The sequence below is a fragment of the Methylobacterium sp. J-043 genome (genome assembly GCF_022829505.1).
In the GTDB taxonomy this organism is placed as follows: Bacteria; Pseudomonadota; Alphaproteobacteria; order Rhizobiales; family Beijerinckiaceae; genus Methylobacterium; species Methylobacterium extorquens_A.
Genome location: NZ_JAKSYB010000042.1, coordinates 37,973 through 52,485 on the forward strand (window position 1 = coordinate 37,973; position 14,513 = coordinate 52,485).

Annotated in this window: 15 protein-coding genes and 1 tRNA gene; 7 read left to right on the top strand and 9 right to left on the bottom strand. The window is 68.8% G+C overall.

Annotated features, from left to right (window positions below; all coding sequences use genetic code 11):
* Positions 1-39 precede the first annotated feature (39 nt).
* Positions 40-963, top strand: a complete 924-nt coding sequence (locus MKK50_RS09165; RefSeq protein ID WP_499021816.1) for a LysR family transcriptional regulator — start codon at positions 40-42, stop codon at positions 961-963.
* 176 nt (positions 964-1,139) lie between these two features.
* Here the strand turns inward: MKK50_RS09165 and MKK50_RS09170 are convergent, their stop codons facing one another.
* The 6 genes from MKK50_RS09170 to MKK50_RS09195 all read right to left on the bottom strand — a co-directional run bounded on the left by MKK50_RS09170 (position 1,140) and on the right by MKK50_RS09195 (position 7,693).
* A complete protein-coding gene (locus tag MKK50_RS09170; protein ID WP_499021817.1) occupies positions 1,140-2,147 on the bottom strand; it encodes a CobW family GTP-binding protein in 1,008 nt (335 codons plus the stop codon).
* Positions 2,144-2,470, bottom strand: coding sequence for a hypothetical protein (locus MKK50_RS09175; protein WP_499021819.1), 327 nt, complete (start codon positions 2,468-2,470; stop codon positions 2,144-2,146). The genes MKK50_RS09170 and MKK50_RS09175 overlap by 4 nt, the downstream gene beginning before the upstream one ends.
* A gap of 20 nt (positions 2,471-2,490) precedes the next feature.
* On the bottom strand, positions 2,491-3,372 hold the full coding sequence (locus MKK50_RS09180; RefSeq protein WP_499021820.1) for a polysaccharide deacetylase family protein: 882 nt from the start codon (positions 3,370-3,372) through the stop codon (positions 2,491-2,493).
* 82 nt (positions 3,373-3,454) lie between these two features.
* Complete coding sequence (locus MKK50_RS09185; protein ID WP_253372840.1) at positions 3,455-4,186, bottom strand: Crp/Fnr family transcriptional regulator; 732 nt, start codon at positions 4,184-4,186, stop codon at positions 3,455-3,457.
* A gap of 71 nt (positions 4,187-4,257) precedes the next feature.
* Positions 4,258-5,454 (bottom strand): PepSY-associated TM helix domain-containing protein, encoded by a 1,197-nt coding sequence (locus MKK50_RS09190; protein ID WP_499021821.1) that lies wholly within the window; start codon positions 5,452-5,454, stop codon positions 4,258-4,260.
* A 55-nt stretch (positions 5,455-5,509) separates the two neighbouring features.
* Positions 5,510-7,693: a TonB-dependent siderophore receptor gene (locus MKK50_RS09195; RefSeq protein ID WP_499021823.1), complete on the bottom strand. Its 2,184-nt coding sequence runs from the start codon at positions 7,691-7,693 to the stop codon at positions 5,510-5,512.
* 344 nt (positions 7,694-8,037) lie between these two features.
* Here MKK50_RS09195 and MKK50_RS09200 point away from each other — a divergent pair, with 344 nt between their 5' ends.
* The 3 genes from MKK50_RS09200 to MKK50_RS09210 all read left to right on the top strand — a co-directional run bounded on the left by MKK50_RS09200 (position 8,038) and on the right by MKK50_RS09210 (position 10,050).
* Positions 8,038-8,550 (top strand): hypothetical protein, encoded by a 513-nt coding sequence (locus MKK50_RS09200; RefSeq protein WP_499021824.1) that lies wholly within the window; start codon positions 8,038-8,040, stop codon positions 8,548-8,550.
* A gap of 149 nt (positions 8,551-8,699) precedes the next feature.
* Positions 8,700-9,305, top strand: coding sequence for a sulfite oxidase-like oxidoreductase (locus MKK50_RS09205; RefSeq protein ID WP_499021826.1), 606 nt, complete (start codon positions 8,700-8,702; stop codon positions 9,303-9,305).
* A 13-nt stretch (positions 9,306-9,318) separates the two neighbouring features.
* Entirely contained in the window at positions 9,319-10,050 is a 732-nt protein-coding gene (locus tag MKK50_RS09210; RefSeq protein WP_253372829.1) for a ferredoxin reductase, read from the top strand.
* Positions 10,051-10,224: 174 nt separating this feature from the next.
* Here the strand turns inward: MKK50_RS09210 and MKK50_RS09215 are convergent, their stop codons facing one another.
* Both MKK50_RS09215 and MKK50_RS09220 read right to left on the bottom strand, forming a co-directional pair.
* Positions 10,225-10,602 carry a TIGR02300 family protein gene (locus MKK50_RS09215; protein ID WP_253372826.1) on the bottom strand — a complete coding sequence of 126 codons (378 nt, stop codon included), beginning with the start codon at positions 10,600-10,602 and terminating at the stop codon, positions 10,225-10,227.
* A gap of 180 nt (positions 10,603-10,782) precedes the next feature.
* Positions 10,783-11,049 (bottom strand): hypothetical protein, encoded by a 267-nt coding sequence (locus MKK50_RS09220; protein WP_499022090.1) that lies wholly within the window; start codon positions 11,047-11,049, stop codon positions 10,783-10,785.
* Between the two features lie 381 nt (positions 11,050-11,430).
* Between MKK50_RS09220 and aroA the strand changes: the two genes are divergently transcribed.
* Positions 11,431-12,792, top strand: coding sequence for a 3-phosphoshikimate 1-carboxyvinyltransferase (gene aroA / locus MKK50_RS09225; protein WP_499021827.1), 1,362 nt, complete (start codon positions 11,431-11,433; stop codon positions 12,790-12,792).
* Positions 12,789-13,457 (top strand): (d)CMP kinase, encoded by a 669-nt coding sequence (gene cmk, locus MKK50_RS09230; RefSeq protein WP_499021828.1) that lies wholly within the window; start codon positions 12,789-12,791, stop codon positions 13,455-13,457. Before aroA ends, cmk begins: the two co-directional genes overlap by 4 nt.
* Positions 13,458-13,486: 29 nt before the next feature.
* Here cmk and MKK50_RS09235 read toward each other — a convergent pair whose 3' ends face one another.
* Complete coding sequence (locus MKK50_RS09235; RefSeq protein ID WP_499021830.1) at positions 13,487-13,822, bottom strand: ACR/YggU family protein; 336 nt, start codon at positions 13,820-13,822, stop codon at positions 13,487-13,489.
* Between the two features lie 470 nt (positions 13,823-14,292).
* Between MKK50_RS09235 and MKK50_RS09240 the strand changes: the two genes are divergently transcribed.
* Positions 14,293-14,368: transfer RNA gene (locus tag MKK50_RS09240), tRNA-Thr, on the top strand.
* Positions 14,369-14,513: the final 145 nt, after the last annotated feature.

The following is a 14,513-nucleotide window of genomic DNA, read 5'->3' on the forward strand; positions in this document are numbered from 1 at the left end:
TCGCATCGGAAACCGCCTCATGCCGAAAGGTTATGGCCCATGGATCTCGCGCGCTCGCTGCGTGCCTTCGTGCAGGTCTTGGAGCACGGCTCGATGACATCCGCAGCCCGGGGCCTCGGGCTCACTCAGCCGGCGATCAGCAAGTTGATACGCAACCTTGAGGCCCATGTGGGAGCGCCGCTGCTCGAACGCGGCCCGATAGGCGCCCGGCCGACGGACCAGGGCGCGCGCCTGCGCGAGCGTCTGGGCGACACGCTATCGATCATCGATGCGGCGATCGGCGCCGCGAAGGACGAGGCCGGCGCGATCACTGGATTGTTGAGGTTGCAGGCTCTGGCCTGTCTCGGCGAGCGACACCTCCACGATATCGCGCATAGGTTCAGGATGCTTCATCCTGGCGTGACGGTCGATCTGAGGCTTGAGAACATGCCGGCCGATCTTCGCGTCGGCAATATCGATCTTGCGTTCGGACATACCCGGGCAAAAGCTCAGGGTGTCGTGCAGTCGCGTATCGGCATTGTTCGCCGACATCTCGTGGCTGCGCCCTCTTACTTGGCCGCTCATGCGCCGATCGACACGCCAGCCGCGCTCGCGGCGCACGACCTCATCGTCACCGACGCATCGCTTTCGCAGAGCGGTACTCTGCCGCTCCGGCGAGACCGAGAGGATATCGCGATCACGATCAAGCCGGTGCTTCGCACCAACAGCGTCGGCGTGCTGCTGGAAGCGCTGCGCGCCGGTCGCGGCGTCGGGACGGCCCAGCGTCTTCTCATCGATCGCGATCTTGCCGACGGCCGGCTGGTTCGCGTGCTGCCGGATTGGGAGATCCATCCGTCCGACTTGTTCGTCAGCTATCGGTCTACCCGGAGTCTAAGACCGGCGGTCCGCGCCTTCATTGATTTTGCCGTGCCGGCGCTACGCCAGATCGATGGGATCGAGCGGAATCCGGATCAATCGACTTGAATACAGCAAGATCTAACTTTTCAGCATGAGGATCCGGACGGCTGTGATGTCCGATCCCAACTGCTGCGGAGGGATCGGATCTCGACCTGCAGTCGTTCTTTGGAACATCCATCCGCGTGCGTCTCAAGCTGAGAAAAGGTGCGCCACCGCTCCGCGCGGCCCGTCGCCGCGCCGCCTCAGCTGAGCCCGGCGAACACCTCGAACGAAGCGCGGATGCGGGCCTCCTCGATCCCGTCCACGATGAAGACGAGGCGGGAGGTGCGCGGACCGTCCGGCCAAGCCGCCATATGCGTCGGCGGATGGACGAGGTGCTGCACGCCATGGACGGCGACCGGCCGTTCTTCTCCGGCGAGGTCGAGGATACCCTTGACCCGCAGGATGCGGTGGCCGTGGCGGTTGAGCAGCATCGACAGCCAGATGCCAAAACCGGTCCAGTCGATCGGCCGGTCGAGCGTGACGGCAAACGAGCGGATCGTCGCGCCGTGCCGGTTGGGATCGTGCCGGTGATGCGCGTGGTCGGCATGGTCCTCGCCAGCCTCCGCGGGCATGCGAACCGGGGCGAGCCCCGCCGTCTCGACCATCAGCCAAGTCGCATCCCAACCCCCGTCATGGACGTCCACCACGGTCGCCGCCGGGTTCAGCGCGGCAAGGCGGAGGACGAGCGTGTCCCGCGCCTCCGGGCCCACGAGGTCGCCCTTCGTCACGACGATCCGGTCGGCGGCCGCGACCTGCTGGGTCATCTCCGGCCGGCGCGCGATCTGATCGTCGGCGTTCACGGCATCCACCGTCGCCACGATGCTGCCGGGGGCGAGGTGATGGGACAGCACGGGGTCGGCCCGCAGCGTCGAGAGGATCGGGAACGGGTCGGCGAGCCCGGTCGATTCGATCACGAGCCGGTCGAAGGCCGGCACGAGGCCACGCGCCCGCTTCGACAACAGGTCGCGCAGGGCCTCCGACAACTCGCCCCGGATGGTGCAGCAGACGCAGCCGGATTGCAGCAGCACCATCGTCTCATCGATGCGCTCGACGAGGTGGTGGTCGAGGCCGACTTCGCCGAACTCGTTGATGAGGACGGCGGCCCCCGCGAGGGCCGGATCGGACAGGAGCCGGCGCAGCAGCGTGGTCTTGCCCGAGCCGAGGAAGCCGGTCAGCAGGTTGACCGGCAGGAGGGCGGGCGCCGTCATGCCGTGCGGTGCATGTGGGCGAGCAGCCCCTCGTCGAGCGGGTCGAAGGCCCGCCCGGAGAGCCGCTCCGCCGTCGGCCAGAGATGGGCGAGGGTGTCGATCATCTCGACCTTCCCGGTCGCCGTGGCGAGCATGTAGGTGCGCCCCTGGAAGTCGGAGAGGGTCAGCCGGTAGGCGGACAAGATCCGGTTGGCGAGGCGGATCCGCCTCGTCCGTTCCAGTCGGCGCTCGCGGGCCGTGTCGTTGCGCGAGTAGGTGCCGGGGCGTGCGACCGCATCCGTCCAGTGGGTCTCGATGCCGAGCACGCCGCAGAGCGAGCACATGGCGGTTCCTCGGGCTCCGGTCAGACTTGGCGCGGGAAGCGCCGGGCGAAGTCGTCGGCCATCTCGTTCATGGTCACGAACCGCACGCCTTCATGGCCCTTCATGTAGTCGAACAGGCGCTCCAGCATCAGCAGCACCTGCGGCCGGCCCGCGACGTCCGGATGGATCGTCATCGGGAAGACGGCGTAGTCCATCTCGCGGTAGACCCAGTCGAACTGGTCGCGCCACATCTGCTCGATGTCGCGCGGGTTGACGAAGCCATGGCTGTTGGGTGCCTTCTTGATGAACATCATCGGCGGCAGGTCGTCGAGATACCAGTTGGCCGGGATCTCGATGAGGCCGGTCTCCTGTCCGCGCTTCAGCGGCACCATCCAGTCGGCCGGCTTTCCGGCGTAATCGATCTTCGTCCACTGGTCGCCGACGCGCACGTAGTAGGGCGTGAAGTCGTCGTGCATCAGCGAGTGGTCGTACTTGATGCCGCGTTCGAGCAGGAGTTCGTTGGTGACGTTGGAAAACTCCCACCACGGGGCGACGTAGCCCGTCGGGCGCCGGCCGGAGAGCCGTTCGACGAGGTCGATGCACTTGTCGAGAACCTCGGTCTCCTGCTCGCGCGTCATGGCGATCGGGTTCTCGTGGCTGTAGCCGTGGATGCCGATCTCGTGGCCGGCATCGGCGACCGCCCGCATCTGCTCGGGGAAGGTCTCGATCGAGTGGCCGGGGATGAACCAGGTCGTACGGATGTCGAGGCGCTTGAACAGCTTCACGAGGCGCGGTGCGCCCACCTCACCGGCGAAGAGGCCGCGCGAGATGTCGTCCGGCGAATCCTCGCCGCCGTAGGAGCCGAGCCAGCCCGCGACCGCATCGACGTCGATGCCGAAACCGCACAGAATGTCCTTTGCCATCGTCGCGTGTCCCCATGTCGTTCCGGGCGAGATAAGGCGCCGGGATCGAACGGCGATGGCCGGCGCGTCGCGTCGGACGTCCTCACTCGGGCGATGGGGCCGGGCTCTTCCGGAACGGACCGATCAAGCGCTCGTACGCGGCTTCGGCGGGACCGTAGCTGTTTCCGGCGAGGTCGCACAGCATCCCGCGGTCGCGGACGGTGACCAGAGCCCGCTTGGCCTGGATCGCGCCGTAGCCCTCGAGCGCCTGGATCGCCAGCGTCACGGTGGAGCGCTGCGTCGCCAGCATGATCGACAGGAAATCGTGCGTGAGCGAGAGATCGTTGCCGTCCAGACGGTCGTGCGTCATCAGGATCCAGCGGGCCAGACGCTCCTCGACGGAGTAGGCGCCGTTCGACATCGCCGTCTGGCTCAGGGTCATCATCACCGTGTGGGTGTAGCGCAGCAGCAGGTCGTGCAGGGCGTGACTGCTCCGGAGCGCTTCGCGGAACGCATCAGCCCCGATCCGCAGCCAGGGGCCACCGACCTGCACCAGAAGCTCGTGCGGTGCGCGATCCACGTTCAGCACGCTGCCCGTGCTGACCATGCCCTCGTAGCCGAAGCAGCCGACCTCGATCCGCCGCCCGTCACTGGTGACGGCCACGTTCGACGACAGCCCGGCTTCCGGGAAGTAGACGACATCGAGCGGATCCCCGACGGACCAGAGGATGTCGCCCTTGTGGACCTGGACACGCTCGAATTGCGGAAGAAGCGGCTCCAACTCTTCCGGCGGGAGCGCCTGAAGCAGCCGGTTTCGCGTTGAGGGTACGCCCATTTTCGGTCCCGGTCCTTCTCACGTCTTTGTGAGAACCGCCGGCTCGGAGCCTCAGTTCGATGGTCGCGCCATCATCCCCGCACAGGGGCCTCGGTCGGACGGGATGCGCGGCCCAAAACCCTCCGCCGCCCGGCCCGGCGGCGCAGCACGTAGAGCGTCAGCCCGGTCGCGAAGAAGCCGGGGAGCGCGAGCGCCGCGAGGCAGAACACCAGGGCGACGGGCGCGCCGAAGAAGCGCCCGCGATGCACCTCCAGCATGTTGTCGGCGATGCGCGGGCCGAGCGCGGAGTCCGTGGCGCGCTTGTCGGTGAGCCGGGCGCCGGTGCGGGCGTCGTAGGTGGCCTCGTTGCGAAGGTTCGAATCCGGGGCGTGCCAGCGGATGCGGATCGCCGCGGCCTCCGGCCCCGGCAGGGTCAGGGTCGCGAGGGCTGGCGTGTGCGTGGCTGAAAACTCCGCCCAGGCGGCGTCGATGGCCGATGTGCCATCCGGAATCTTTCCGTCCGGCGACTTGCCGTCCGGGAGCTTGCTGCCGGGCGGTCGGTCGGCAGATCGCGCCGGGGGTGTTTGGCCCGTCAGAAGCCATGTCGCGCCCGCACGGTACGATTCGTAGGACCACCACAGGCCCGACAGGGCGGCCACCGCGTAGACCGGCAGCAGCCACGTCCCGGCGACCGCGTGCAGCGACCACCAGCGGGCCCGGCCGGGCCGGGCGAGGTGCGGCCGGAGCCAGACCCGCCAGCCATGCCGTCCGGGCCAGCGCAGGTACAGCCCGCTGCCGAGGAAGACGAGCAGCGCGATGGCGCAGGCCCCGGTGATCGTGCGACCCCAGCCCTTGCCCTCACCGGGAAGCAGCAGCCAGCGGTGCAACTCCCGCACGGTGCCGAAGAACCCCTCAAGCCGCACGGGGCCGAGCACGGTCCCCTCAGTGGGGTCGGCGTAGACGGGCGAGGGCCGCCCGCCCGCCCGGTCGCGGGCAAAACGCGCCACGGCGCTCTGAACGGGATCGCCCGACAGGGTCAGTGCGGCGACCCGCTGCCCCTGCAACTGCGCCTCGATCCGTCCCGCCAGGGCCGAGGGGGTGAGCGGCGGCCGGTCCTGCGCCGCCGAGACCTGTATCCGGTCACGGTTGGCGAAGGCCGTGATCGCCTCCTCGTAGCTCATCAGCGCACCCGTCAGTCCCACCAGCGCGAGCACGAGCCCGGCGGTGAGGCCGAGTGCCCAGTGCAGGCGAAACAGAACGGTGCGGGCGGGAGAGAAAGCTGACGGCATGAGGCTCCGAGAAAGGCGGTTCGGTTCGGTGTCCTGTTCCCGGACGGCGCGTCCCTCAGTAGCGCGCCGTCAGGCTGGCGAGCACCGTCAGGGGCGCGCCCGGCTGGTTGTTGAATTGGTTGAACGGCTGCTCGATGTAGCGCCGGTCGGTCAGGTTGCGGCCGTTCACGGCGAAGCGCCAGGTCGGGTCGATCTCGTAGAACACGGTCGCATCGAGCCGGGCATAGGCGCCGACCTTGTAGGTGTTGGTGATGTCGCCGAAGCGCTCACCGACATAGGTGAGGCCGCCGCCGAAGCCCCAGCCGTGCAGGGGGCCGCCCTGGAACTGATAGGTCGACCAGACGCTGGCGCTGAAGACCGGTGCCGCGGGCAAGCGGTTGCCGATGGCGATGGTCGCATCCTTCGTGACCTCCGCATCGAGATAGCCGATGCCGCCGATGACCTTCCAGCCCGGCAGAATCTCGCCGACGATGTCGCCCTCGAACCCCTGCGAGCGCTGCTCGCCGGTGATGATCGAGAAGCCGGTATTGACCGGATCGGAGGCGGCGACGTTCGCGCGCAGGATGCGGAAGGCGGCCGCACTCACCGTGAGCCGGTCGGGGATCAGGTCGAAGCGGGCGCCGACCTCCACCTGCTCGCCGGTCTCCGGCGGCGGGCTCGCGACGTTGAGGACGTTGGCGGTCTGCGGCACGAAGGAGGTGGTGTAGCTGCCGTAGAGCGTGAGCGGCTCGATTGGCCGCCAGACGAGGCCGACCCGCGGCGAGACCCCGGTGAGGTTCTGTTCCGGCGGGATCGTCCGGGTGGTGGGCGTGCGCTGGAAATAGAGCTGGTCGGCCGTATCGAACCGCACGCCGAGCACGAGCTGCAGGCCGGGGAAGAACTCGATCTGGTCCTGCATGTAGAGGCCGAACAGGCTGAGCTTCTGCCGCAGGTCGCTCTGCAGGGCCAGCGTGCCGATCTGCGGCACCGAACCCCGGATCGGGTTGAGGAAGGAGACCGAGGTCGCGGTCCCTTGCGTCGTGAACGGATGGCGGAAGCCGTCCACGATCTCGAAGCCGGCCAGAGCGGTGTGGCGGAAGCCGAACGGATCGATGAAGCGTCCGACCGCCTCGGTCCGGCTGTCGAGGGAGTGATAGATCGATTCGCCCTCGGTGAGGCGCCGCGTCACCGTGGTGCCGGCAGCGTTCACACCCGTCGCACGGGTCGCCAGGAGATTGAACGATCCCCACTGGCCGTTGATCGCCTGCTGCAGGGTCAGGTTCTCGTTGACGTCGTGCTCGGCCAGCAGGGTGATCGCGTTCGACTCGCCGTAGTAGCGCGACCACGGCTCGCCGTAGAAGCGGCGGACGTTGTCGAGCGGCACCCGGCCGCGCAACGCGATCAGGCCCTCGTCGTACTGGCTGTGCTGACGGGTGAACTCGGCGTTGAGGTAGACGCGCGTCGAAGGATCGGGCGTCCAGACGAAGGCCGGCGCGAAGAAGTGCCGGGAGTTCTCCGGGCCGCCGAAATCGCGGAAGGTCGCCTCGTTCTGCGTGCCGAAGCTGAAGCGGGCAGCAAGCCCCTCCACGCTCGGGATCGCACCCGAGACCGAGCCCTGCACCCGGCGGAAGCCGAACGAGCCGCCCTGGACGGTCAGGTCGGCGGACGGCGCCAGGGTCGGCTGGCGCGTGACGATGTTGATCAGGCCGCCGGGGTCGCCCTGGCCGTAGAGCACGGAGGCCGGGCCCTTGAGCACCTCGATCCGCTCGACGTTGGCGAGGTCGCGCTGCGTCGGCTGAAAGGTGTTGGCCGGGTTCAGCACCAGCCCGTCGATGGCGTAGGTCTGGGTGCGGAAGCCGCGCAGGATGTAGGTGTCGGAGCGGCCCTGGATGGTGCCCCCCGGCTGGACGTTGCTGACATTGGTGAGCGCGTCGGTCAGGCGGACATTCTGCTGATCGACCAGAACCTCGCGCGGGACCACCTGAATCGATTGCGGCGTATCGCGAAGCGCCGTGTCCGTCCGCGTCGCGGTGGCCGAGCGCGTGGCGCGGTATCCGACGACGGGACCGCTCGCCCGCTCGCCGATGCCCGTGACCGAGAGTTCGGACAAAACGGCCTCGCCACCCTCCGGCGGGACGGTTTGCGCGTGGACGCTCAGCGGCCAGAACAGGGCGAGGCCGAGCAGGGCGCCCGACCCGGTGACGAGCGCGGCCGACCCCCGTGTGACGGGGTGGTTTCTTCCCTGCGCTGCGTTGCTCATGGCCGTTCCAATTCGAGAGCCGGCTCCACGGAACCAACACCGCGCGTTTACATATGCAGCTTTACGGGCCGCAAGTGTGTGCTTGTCTATTTTGCGGGATTTGTCTGGGAGGGAGCATGTCGTTGCGGCAGAACAACAATTTATTCCAGGTCTAAAGTAGAAACCGATTTGCGTCTGCCGCAGTGCAGGGAAGTCTTGGTTCGAACACGCGCCTCCACCGCCGGTGTCCGAGCCGTTCGTGGGCGGCATTGCCCTGGCGGCGCGCCGCTCGCGCCGCGTTCGCTTTCGTGTCTACAATCGTGTCTTGAATCCTTGTGCGATTGCCGCGGCCGGGGCGCACCGACATGCGACGCGTTCTCAAGTCCCTGCTCAAGTTCCTGCACACGATGGGGGCGGTCGGGCTGATGGGGGCGATGGCCTGCCTCGTCATCCTCCTGAGCCACACCCCGCCCCCCGCCTCGCTTGCCGGCTACGCCCTGATGCGCGGCGCGATGGGCTCGGTCGCGACATGGATCTTCCTGCCCTCGCTCGGCCTGACGCTGATCTCCGGGCTGCTGGCGGTCGCGCTGCATCCGGGCTTTCGCGAGGCGGGGTGGGCCTGGGTCAAGCTCGCCACCGGTATTCTGGTGTTCGAGGGCGGCTTCGTCGGCATCCAGGGGCCGATGCAGGAGGAAGCCCGGCGCAGCGCCGCCGCCCTCCGTGGCGAGATCGATCCCGCCACCCTCACGGGCGCGCTCGCGGCCGAGAGCAACACCCTTTGGGTGATCCTCGCCGTCGCGGTCATCAACGTCGTGCTCGGCATCTGGCGGCCGCGCATCCTGCGGCTTCCACGTCCCGACCTGTCACGGCCGGCCTGACGGCGTTTCGGCAAGGTGTTTTCGGGGAACATGGGTCGGCGCGGAACGCTTTCGGGCGAAGCTCCGTTGCCGCCTCTGGGGTTCGTATCGGATCGGGAGGGGCCGTGCGCCGGCACGGCACCCTGCAAACGGGACGGCGGAGGAGCGTGATGGCGACGCGAGGCTTTACCGGGCGGCCCCCCGCCGCGGCGATCCGCGAGCGGCTTCCGCCGGGTCAGTACCTCACCGACGATTTCCCCGTGCTCCAGCTTGGACCGACGCCGCGGGTTTCGACCGAGAGCTGGCGCTTCACCCTGCGCCAGGGCTCACGCCCGCTGTCGAGCTGGACGTGGGACGAGTTCGCGCAACTGCCCCGCACCCGCTGGAACGGCGACATCCACTGCGTGACCAAGTGGTCGAAGTTCGACACCGCCTGGGAGGGCGTGAGCTTCGACGACATTCTCGCGGCGGCCGGTCTCGAGGCGCCGACGGGCTTCCTTCTGGCGGAAAGCCACGACGACTACACCACCAACCTGCCGGTCGCAGATCTGACCGGCGGCAAGGCGATGGTGGCGACTCATTACGACGGCAAGCCGATCCCGCCCGACCACGGTGGCCCGGCCCGTCTCCTCGTGCCGCATCTCTACTTCTGGAAGAGCGCCAAATGGGTGAAGGGCCTGCGCTTCACCGAACGGGACGAGGCCGGGTTCTGGGAGCTGCGCGGCTACCACATGTACGGCGACCCCTGGCGTGAGCAGCGTTTCAGCGGCGATTGAAGGATTGCCCGACGTGAACGGCATTGCGCCCTCGCCCTCGCCGTCACCCTGGCGGGACGTGACGATCCGGGCGATCACGCCCGTGACGCCGCGGGTAAAGAGCTTTCGCTTCGGCCCCCTGGATCGCCCGCACCGGGCCGGCCAGCACGTCGATGTGCGCCTCACCGCGCCCGACGGCTACCGGGCGCAGCGCAGCTACTCCATCGCCTCGGCGCCGGATGATCCTGCGGGCATCGAACTGATGATCGAGGGGCTGGAGGCGGGCGAGGTCTCGGGCTTCTTCGACACCGTGGCCGAGGTCGGCGACGCGATCGAGCTGCGCGGTCCCCTCGGTGCGTTCTCGTGGAGCCCGGAGGAGGGTGGGCCGGTTCTGCTGATCGGCGGCGGCTCCGGCATCGTGCCGCTGCTGGCCATGGTGCGCGAGCGGACCCGGCACGCGCCCGAGGTGCCGATGCTGCTGATCTACTCGGTGCGCAATGTGGCCGAGGCCATCGCCCGGGCGGAACTCACCGCGCTCTCCCGCGACGAAACCGGCTTCGACCTGACCCTGCTCCCGACCCGTGAGGGAGCGACCGCGGGCCGGCGCATCGACCGTGTGATGATCGACACCGCGATCGAGTGCCTAGGCATGCCGCGCCACGCTTTCGTCTGCGGTGGCAACGGCTTCGTAGGCACGGTCGCCGATCTGCTGGTGGATGCGGGCGTGAAGCCGGACGTGGTCCGCACGGAGCGGTTCGGCGGCTGACGTCGTTCCAGTTCGGGTGTCCTGAGAGCGAAGGGCGCAGGAATCGCCCTTCGCAAGCATGGTCGCCCGCCGATCCGAGGCAACCATGCGAGGGATCCGGTCCGGACCAGAACCCTCGGTTCACGCGAACGCGCCCGTCTCGCCGAACCGGTCTCCCGGTCCGGCGGCGAGGGCTCAGCCTTCCTCGTCGCCGTCCGAATCGTTGTCGATCAGGTCGGAGACGTCGTCGTCGCCATCCTCTTCCTCGAGGAAGGTGTCGTCGTCCGTTCCCCCGGCGGCGTCGTCGCCACCCTCTTCGTCGTCCACGCTGATATCGGCATCGTCCTCGGTGGCCTCGGCCTCGTCGAGGGAGACGATCTCCGGGCCGCTCTTCTCGTCCTCGTCCTCGTCGTCATCCGTGGTGCGGCTGGCGACGGGCGGGGCGACGCGGGACGTCGCCACCTGATAGATCGTGCCGCATTTCGGGCAGGTCGCCGGATCACGGTCGAGATCGTAGAACTTGGCACCGCAATTCATGCACTGGCGTTTGACGCCGAGTTCCGGTCTAGCCACGGCTGCGCACCTCTGGGGACGGATAACGGAAAGGATCCGGGGGAGGGGCCCCGTTAGTCGCAGCCTCCGCCCATGTCAAACGCCGTGTGGCGTGCCATGCCGCGTTGTGCGCCGAGCATCGTGCCGAGCGGCGAAGCCGGCCGCGCGGCGAGAACGGTCGCGACGAAAGATGGGGTGGTGTCAGGCGCGACGCGCCCACTTGTTCTGCCGCCGCTCGACGGTGAGGCGCAGGAGCCGGCCGAAGGGCGTACCGCCCGCCCGTCCGTCGCGATCGAACTCATGAAGGACGGCTTCGAGGGCGACGATGCGTTCGCTGGGGCGGCGATAGGCGCTCTCCAGCTCGTTCAGGGCTTCGATGATGTAGGTACCAGCCGCCGAGTCGGCGACGGCCGAGGCATGATCAACCTTGCGGAGGCAGTGGCGCACGGGCATCATGAATGGCAGCATAAACATATGTAGGGCTTTGTCGAGCGTTCGATGCTGCATCAAGCCTGCCCTGCCCTGACTTTTCACAGGATCGGGTTAACGAAACTTGGTGAAGTCCCGTGCGGTGCCTGATCGGCCGTAACAGCATTGTCCGCGGCCGGAGGTTTGTGATGAGAAGCAGGAGCGCTTCGGCAGAATAGTACGCTATCGATGCCGCCGCCGAGCGCGCTGCGGCGTGGTTTCCTGCGGCAGCATCAGACCGTCGCCGGCCTTCCGGATGACGCGGGCCGGCCCGCATGGTAACGGGCGCCCGTCACGCCGGGCTCGTCCGGCGGGCGGCTCTCGGTGCCCTCTCGGTGCCGACACGCCTCAGCGCAGCGCTCGAGCAAGACGCAGATTCCCGTGTCGCACGATTCCGAACCGCAGCCCGTCACCGCGTATCCCGGAGGCCCGTTGAACGGGTCCCTGAAGCCGCCGGGCGACAAGTCGATCTCCCACCGGGCGATGATCCTGGGCCTGCTCGCCATCGGCGAGACGCGGGTCGAGGGGCTTCTGGAGGGGGACGACGTGCTGCGCACGGCCGCCGCCGCCAAGGCGCTTGGGGCGCAGATCACCCGCGAGGGCGAGGGGCGCTGGCGGGTCGTCGGCGTCGGCCTCGGCGGGATGCAGGATCCGGACGGCGTGCTCGATTTCGGCAATGCCGGCACCGGCTCGCGGCTGATGATGGGCGTCGTCGGTGGCCAGCCCGTGACCGCGACCTTCGATGGCGACGCGAGCCTCCGCAAGCGGCCGATGCGGCGCATCCTCGATCCGATCCTGAAGATGGGCGCCGAGATCGTGTCCGAGGCCGAGGGCGGGCGCGTGCCGCTGACCCTGAGGGGGCCGCGCGAGGCGATTCCGATCCGCTACGAACTGCCGGTGGCTTCGGCGCAGATCAAGTCGGCGGTATTGCTCGCCGGGCTCAACGCGCCGGGCACCACCACCGTCATCGAGAAAGCCGCCTCCCGCGACCATACCGAGCGGATGCTGCGCCTGTTCGGCGCGGAGGTGACCGTCACGCCGTCGGGCGAGGGCGGCCATGGCCGCACGGTGACGCTCACCGGCCAACCGACCCTGCGCGGTACCGACGTGGTCGTGCCGGCCGATCCGTCCTCGGCCGCCTTCCCGCTGGTGGCCGCACTGATCGTGCCGGGCTCCGAGGTGATTCTGCGCGGCGTGATGATGAACCCGCTGCGCACCGGCCTCATCACCACGCTGATCGAGATGGGCGCCGACATCGAGCGCCTCGACGAGCGCGAGGAGGGGGGTGAGACGGTGGCCGACCTGCGGGTGCGCGCGAGCCGCCTGAGGGGCGTCGATGTACCGGCCGAGCGGGCGCCGTCGATGATCGACGAGTATCCGATCCTGGCGGTCGCCGCGGCGTTCGCCGAAGGTACGACCCGGATGAACGGCCTGCACGAATTACGGGTCAAGGAATCCGACCGGCTCGCGGCGGTCGCCGCCGGGCTCGCCGCCAACGGCGTCACCCACGCGATTCAAGGCGACGACCTGATCGTGACCGGGCAAGGGCAGGCGCCCGCGGGCGGCGGCACGGTCGCGACCCATCTCGATCACCGCATCGCCATGGCCTTCCTCGTCCTGGGGCTCGCCGCCGGGAACCCCGTCACCGTGGACGACGGCGCGATGATTGCCACGAGCTTCCCGAGCTTCCGCCCGTCCATGCTGGCGCTCGGCGCCCGGATCGAGGACGGGGCCGCCGCATGATCCCGGATGATATCGCCGTGCACCGGGACAACACGCGCCTCGTCATCGCCATCGACGGCCCGGCCGCCTCGGGCAAGGGCACCCTCGCCAAGCGGCTGGCCCTGCATTACGGCCTGCCGCATCTCGATACCGGCCTGCTCTACCGCGCGGTCGCGCTGACCCTGCTCGACGCGGGGGGCGACCTCGACGACACGGGAGCGGCGGCGCGGGCCGCCTCCGCCCTGGCAGCCGAGCGGCTGTCCGACCCGCGCCTGCGGGAGCGGGCGATGGGCGAGGCGGCCTCGCGGGTCTCCTCGGTGCCGGAGGTCCGCGCCGCCCTGCTGTCCTGGCAGCGGCGCTTCGCCGAAGCGGCGGAGGGCGCGGTGCTCGACGGGCGCGACATCGGCACCGTCGTCTGTCCGGACGCGCGGGTGAAGCTGTTCATCACCGCCGCCCCCGAGGAGCGGGCGCGCCGCCGCCATCGCGAGCTGCTCGGCCGGGGCGAGGAGACCACGCTCGCCGCGATCCTCGCCGACATCCGCGCCCGCGACGCCCGCGATTCGAGCCGCGCCGCCGCCCCGCTGAAAGCCGCCGAGGATGCGCTGGTGCTCGACACGACCGAACTCGACGCCGAGGCCGCCTTCGCCGAGGCGGTCGCCATCGTCGAACGGCTCAACGCCGCCTGAGCGGGCCGTCCGCCTCGCTGCGCCGAGTATTATCCGCCGAGCCGAGCTTCCCCGTCGAGCCAAGTCTGCACCCGCGCCGCGAGCATCTGCGGATCGCCGGAAAGATGCAGGCGCTTGGTGCGAGAAGTCTCGCCGGAGACCAGCGTGACGTCCGCCTTCCGTAGCCCCAGGCTCTTGGCGACGAAGGCGGTGAGGGCCGCGTTGGCGGCGCCCTCGACCGGTGGAGCCGCCACCCGCAGGGACAGGACCGGCCGCCCGTCCGCTTGCTTCCGAACCCCGTCGAGCCCGGTTCGGCCGGCTCGCGGCGTCAGCCTCACCGCCAGGACAAGGCCGTTCGCCTCGAAGGTGAAGGGGCTCTGCGTCATGAAGGTCTCGCGAGGCGCGCTTCCCGACAGGGCGGACATGTTCCCGTGCCGACGCGTATCCGTCCGGCTGATAGGATTGTCATCGGGAAATCGGCGGATCATCGGTTCGGTTTGCGCTTGCCCGCCCCGGCGGCGAGGTCGCGGTAATCCTGAGGCCCACGCGGCGCGCGGCAGCGTCGAAGGTCAATCGGCCGGGATCCGAGGGCACCCGGAAGCAGCTTGAGATCAACCGTCCGCACGCCGCGCCTCCGACGGGGCTCCATTCCGTTTCGCCCGTGTCCGCACCTGAACCGGGCGTTCGATCGAGGCTCGTGCGGATGGCCCCACGCCCTCTTGACCCGAATGCTTGAACTCGTCCCCCAGACAAGCTCAGTTGTGCGCAATATACAGAGGAGAGATTGAACAAGTGGAATGGGCGGCTGTGGATGCGCTTGCGCCGTTCGGGGCAGGCTGATAGCGGGTTGTACGCTGCCGGTTTAGCTCAGTTGGTAGAGCAACCGCCTTGTAAGCGGTAGGTCGCGAGTTCGAGTCCCGCAACCGGCACCATTTCGCCCGCGATCTTGCAGACATGTCGGGCAGCGCGCGTGAGCACTGTCCTGATCGGCGGCTGGCCTGCCCGGGATGCAGCACGAGGCAAGCTCTTCACCTTCACGTGATGCTGAGACCGAGAGCGCAACATTCGCTCCCTCTG

What these genes read in the sequence shown, in the direction of transcription:
- MKK50_RS09185 (WP_253372840.1), bottom strand. Translation starts at nt 4,186, where the DNA reads ATGGGCGTACCCTCAACGCGAAACCGGCTGCTTCAGGCGCTCCCGCCG.
- MKK50_RS09195 (WP_499021823.1), bottom strand. Translation starts at nt 7,693, where the DNA reads ATGAGCAACGCAGCGCAGGGAAGAAACCACCCCGTCACACGGGGGTCG.
- MKK50_RS09200 (WP_499021824.1), top strand. Translation starts at nt 8,038, where the DNA reads ATGCGACGCGTTCTCAAGTCCCTGCTCAAGTTCCTGCACACGATGGGG.
- MKK50_RS09165 (WP_499021816.1), top strand. Translation starts at nt 40, where the DNA reads ATGGATCTCGCGCGCTCGCTGCGTGCCTTCGTGCAGGTCTTGGAGCAC.
- MKK50_RS09235 (WP_499021830.1), bottom strand. Translation starts at nt 13,822, where the DNA reads ATGACGCAGAGCCCCTTCACCTTCGAGGCGAACGGCCTTGTCCTGGCG.
- MKK50_RS09170 (WP_499021817.1), bottom strand. Translation starts at nt 2,147, where the DNA reads ATGACGGCGCCCGCCCTCCTGCCGGTCAACCTGCTGACCGGCTTCCTC.
- MKK50_RS09190 (WP_499021821.1), bottom strand. Translation starts at nt 5,454, where the DNA reads ATGCCGTCAGCTTTCTCTCCCGCCCGCACCGTTCTGTTTCGCCTGCAC.
- MKK50_RS09205 (WP_499021826.1), top strand. Translation starts at nt 8,700, where the DNA reads ATGGCGACGCGAGGCTTTACCGGGCGGCCCCCCGCCGCGGCGATCCGC.
- cmk (WP_499021828.1), top strand. Translation starts at nt 12,789, where the DNA reads ATGATCCCGGATGATATCGCCGTGCACCGGGACAACACGCGCCTCGTC.
- MKK50_RS09175 (WP_499021819.1), bottom strand. Translation starts at nt 2,470, where the DNA reads ATGTGCTCGCTCTGCGGCGTGCTCGGCATCGAGACCCACTGGACGGAT.
- MKK50_RS09180 (WP_499021820.1), bottom strand. Translation starts at nt 3,372, where the DNA reads ATGGCAAAGGACATTCTGTGCGGTTTCGGCATCGACGTCGATGCGGTC.
- MKK50_RS09220 (WP_499022090.1), bottom strand. Translation starts at nt 11,049, where the DNA reads ATGCTGCCATTCATGATGCCCGTGCGCCACTGCCTCCGCAAGGTTGAT.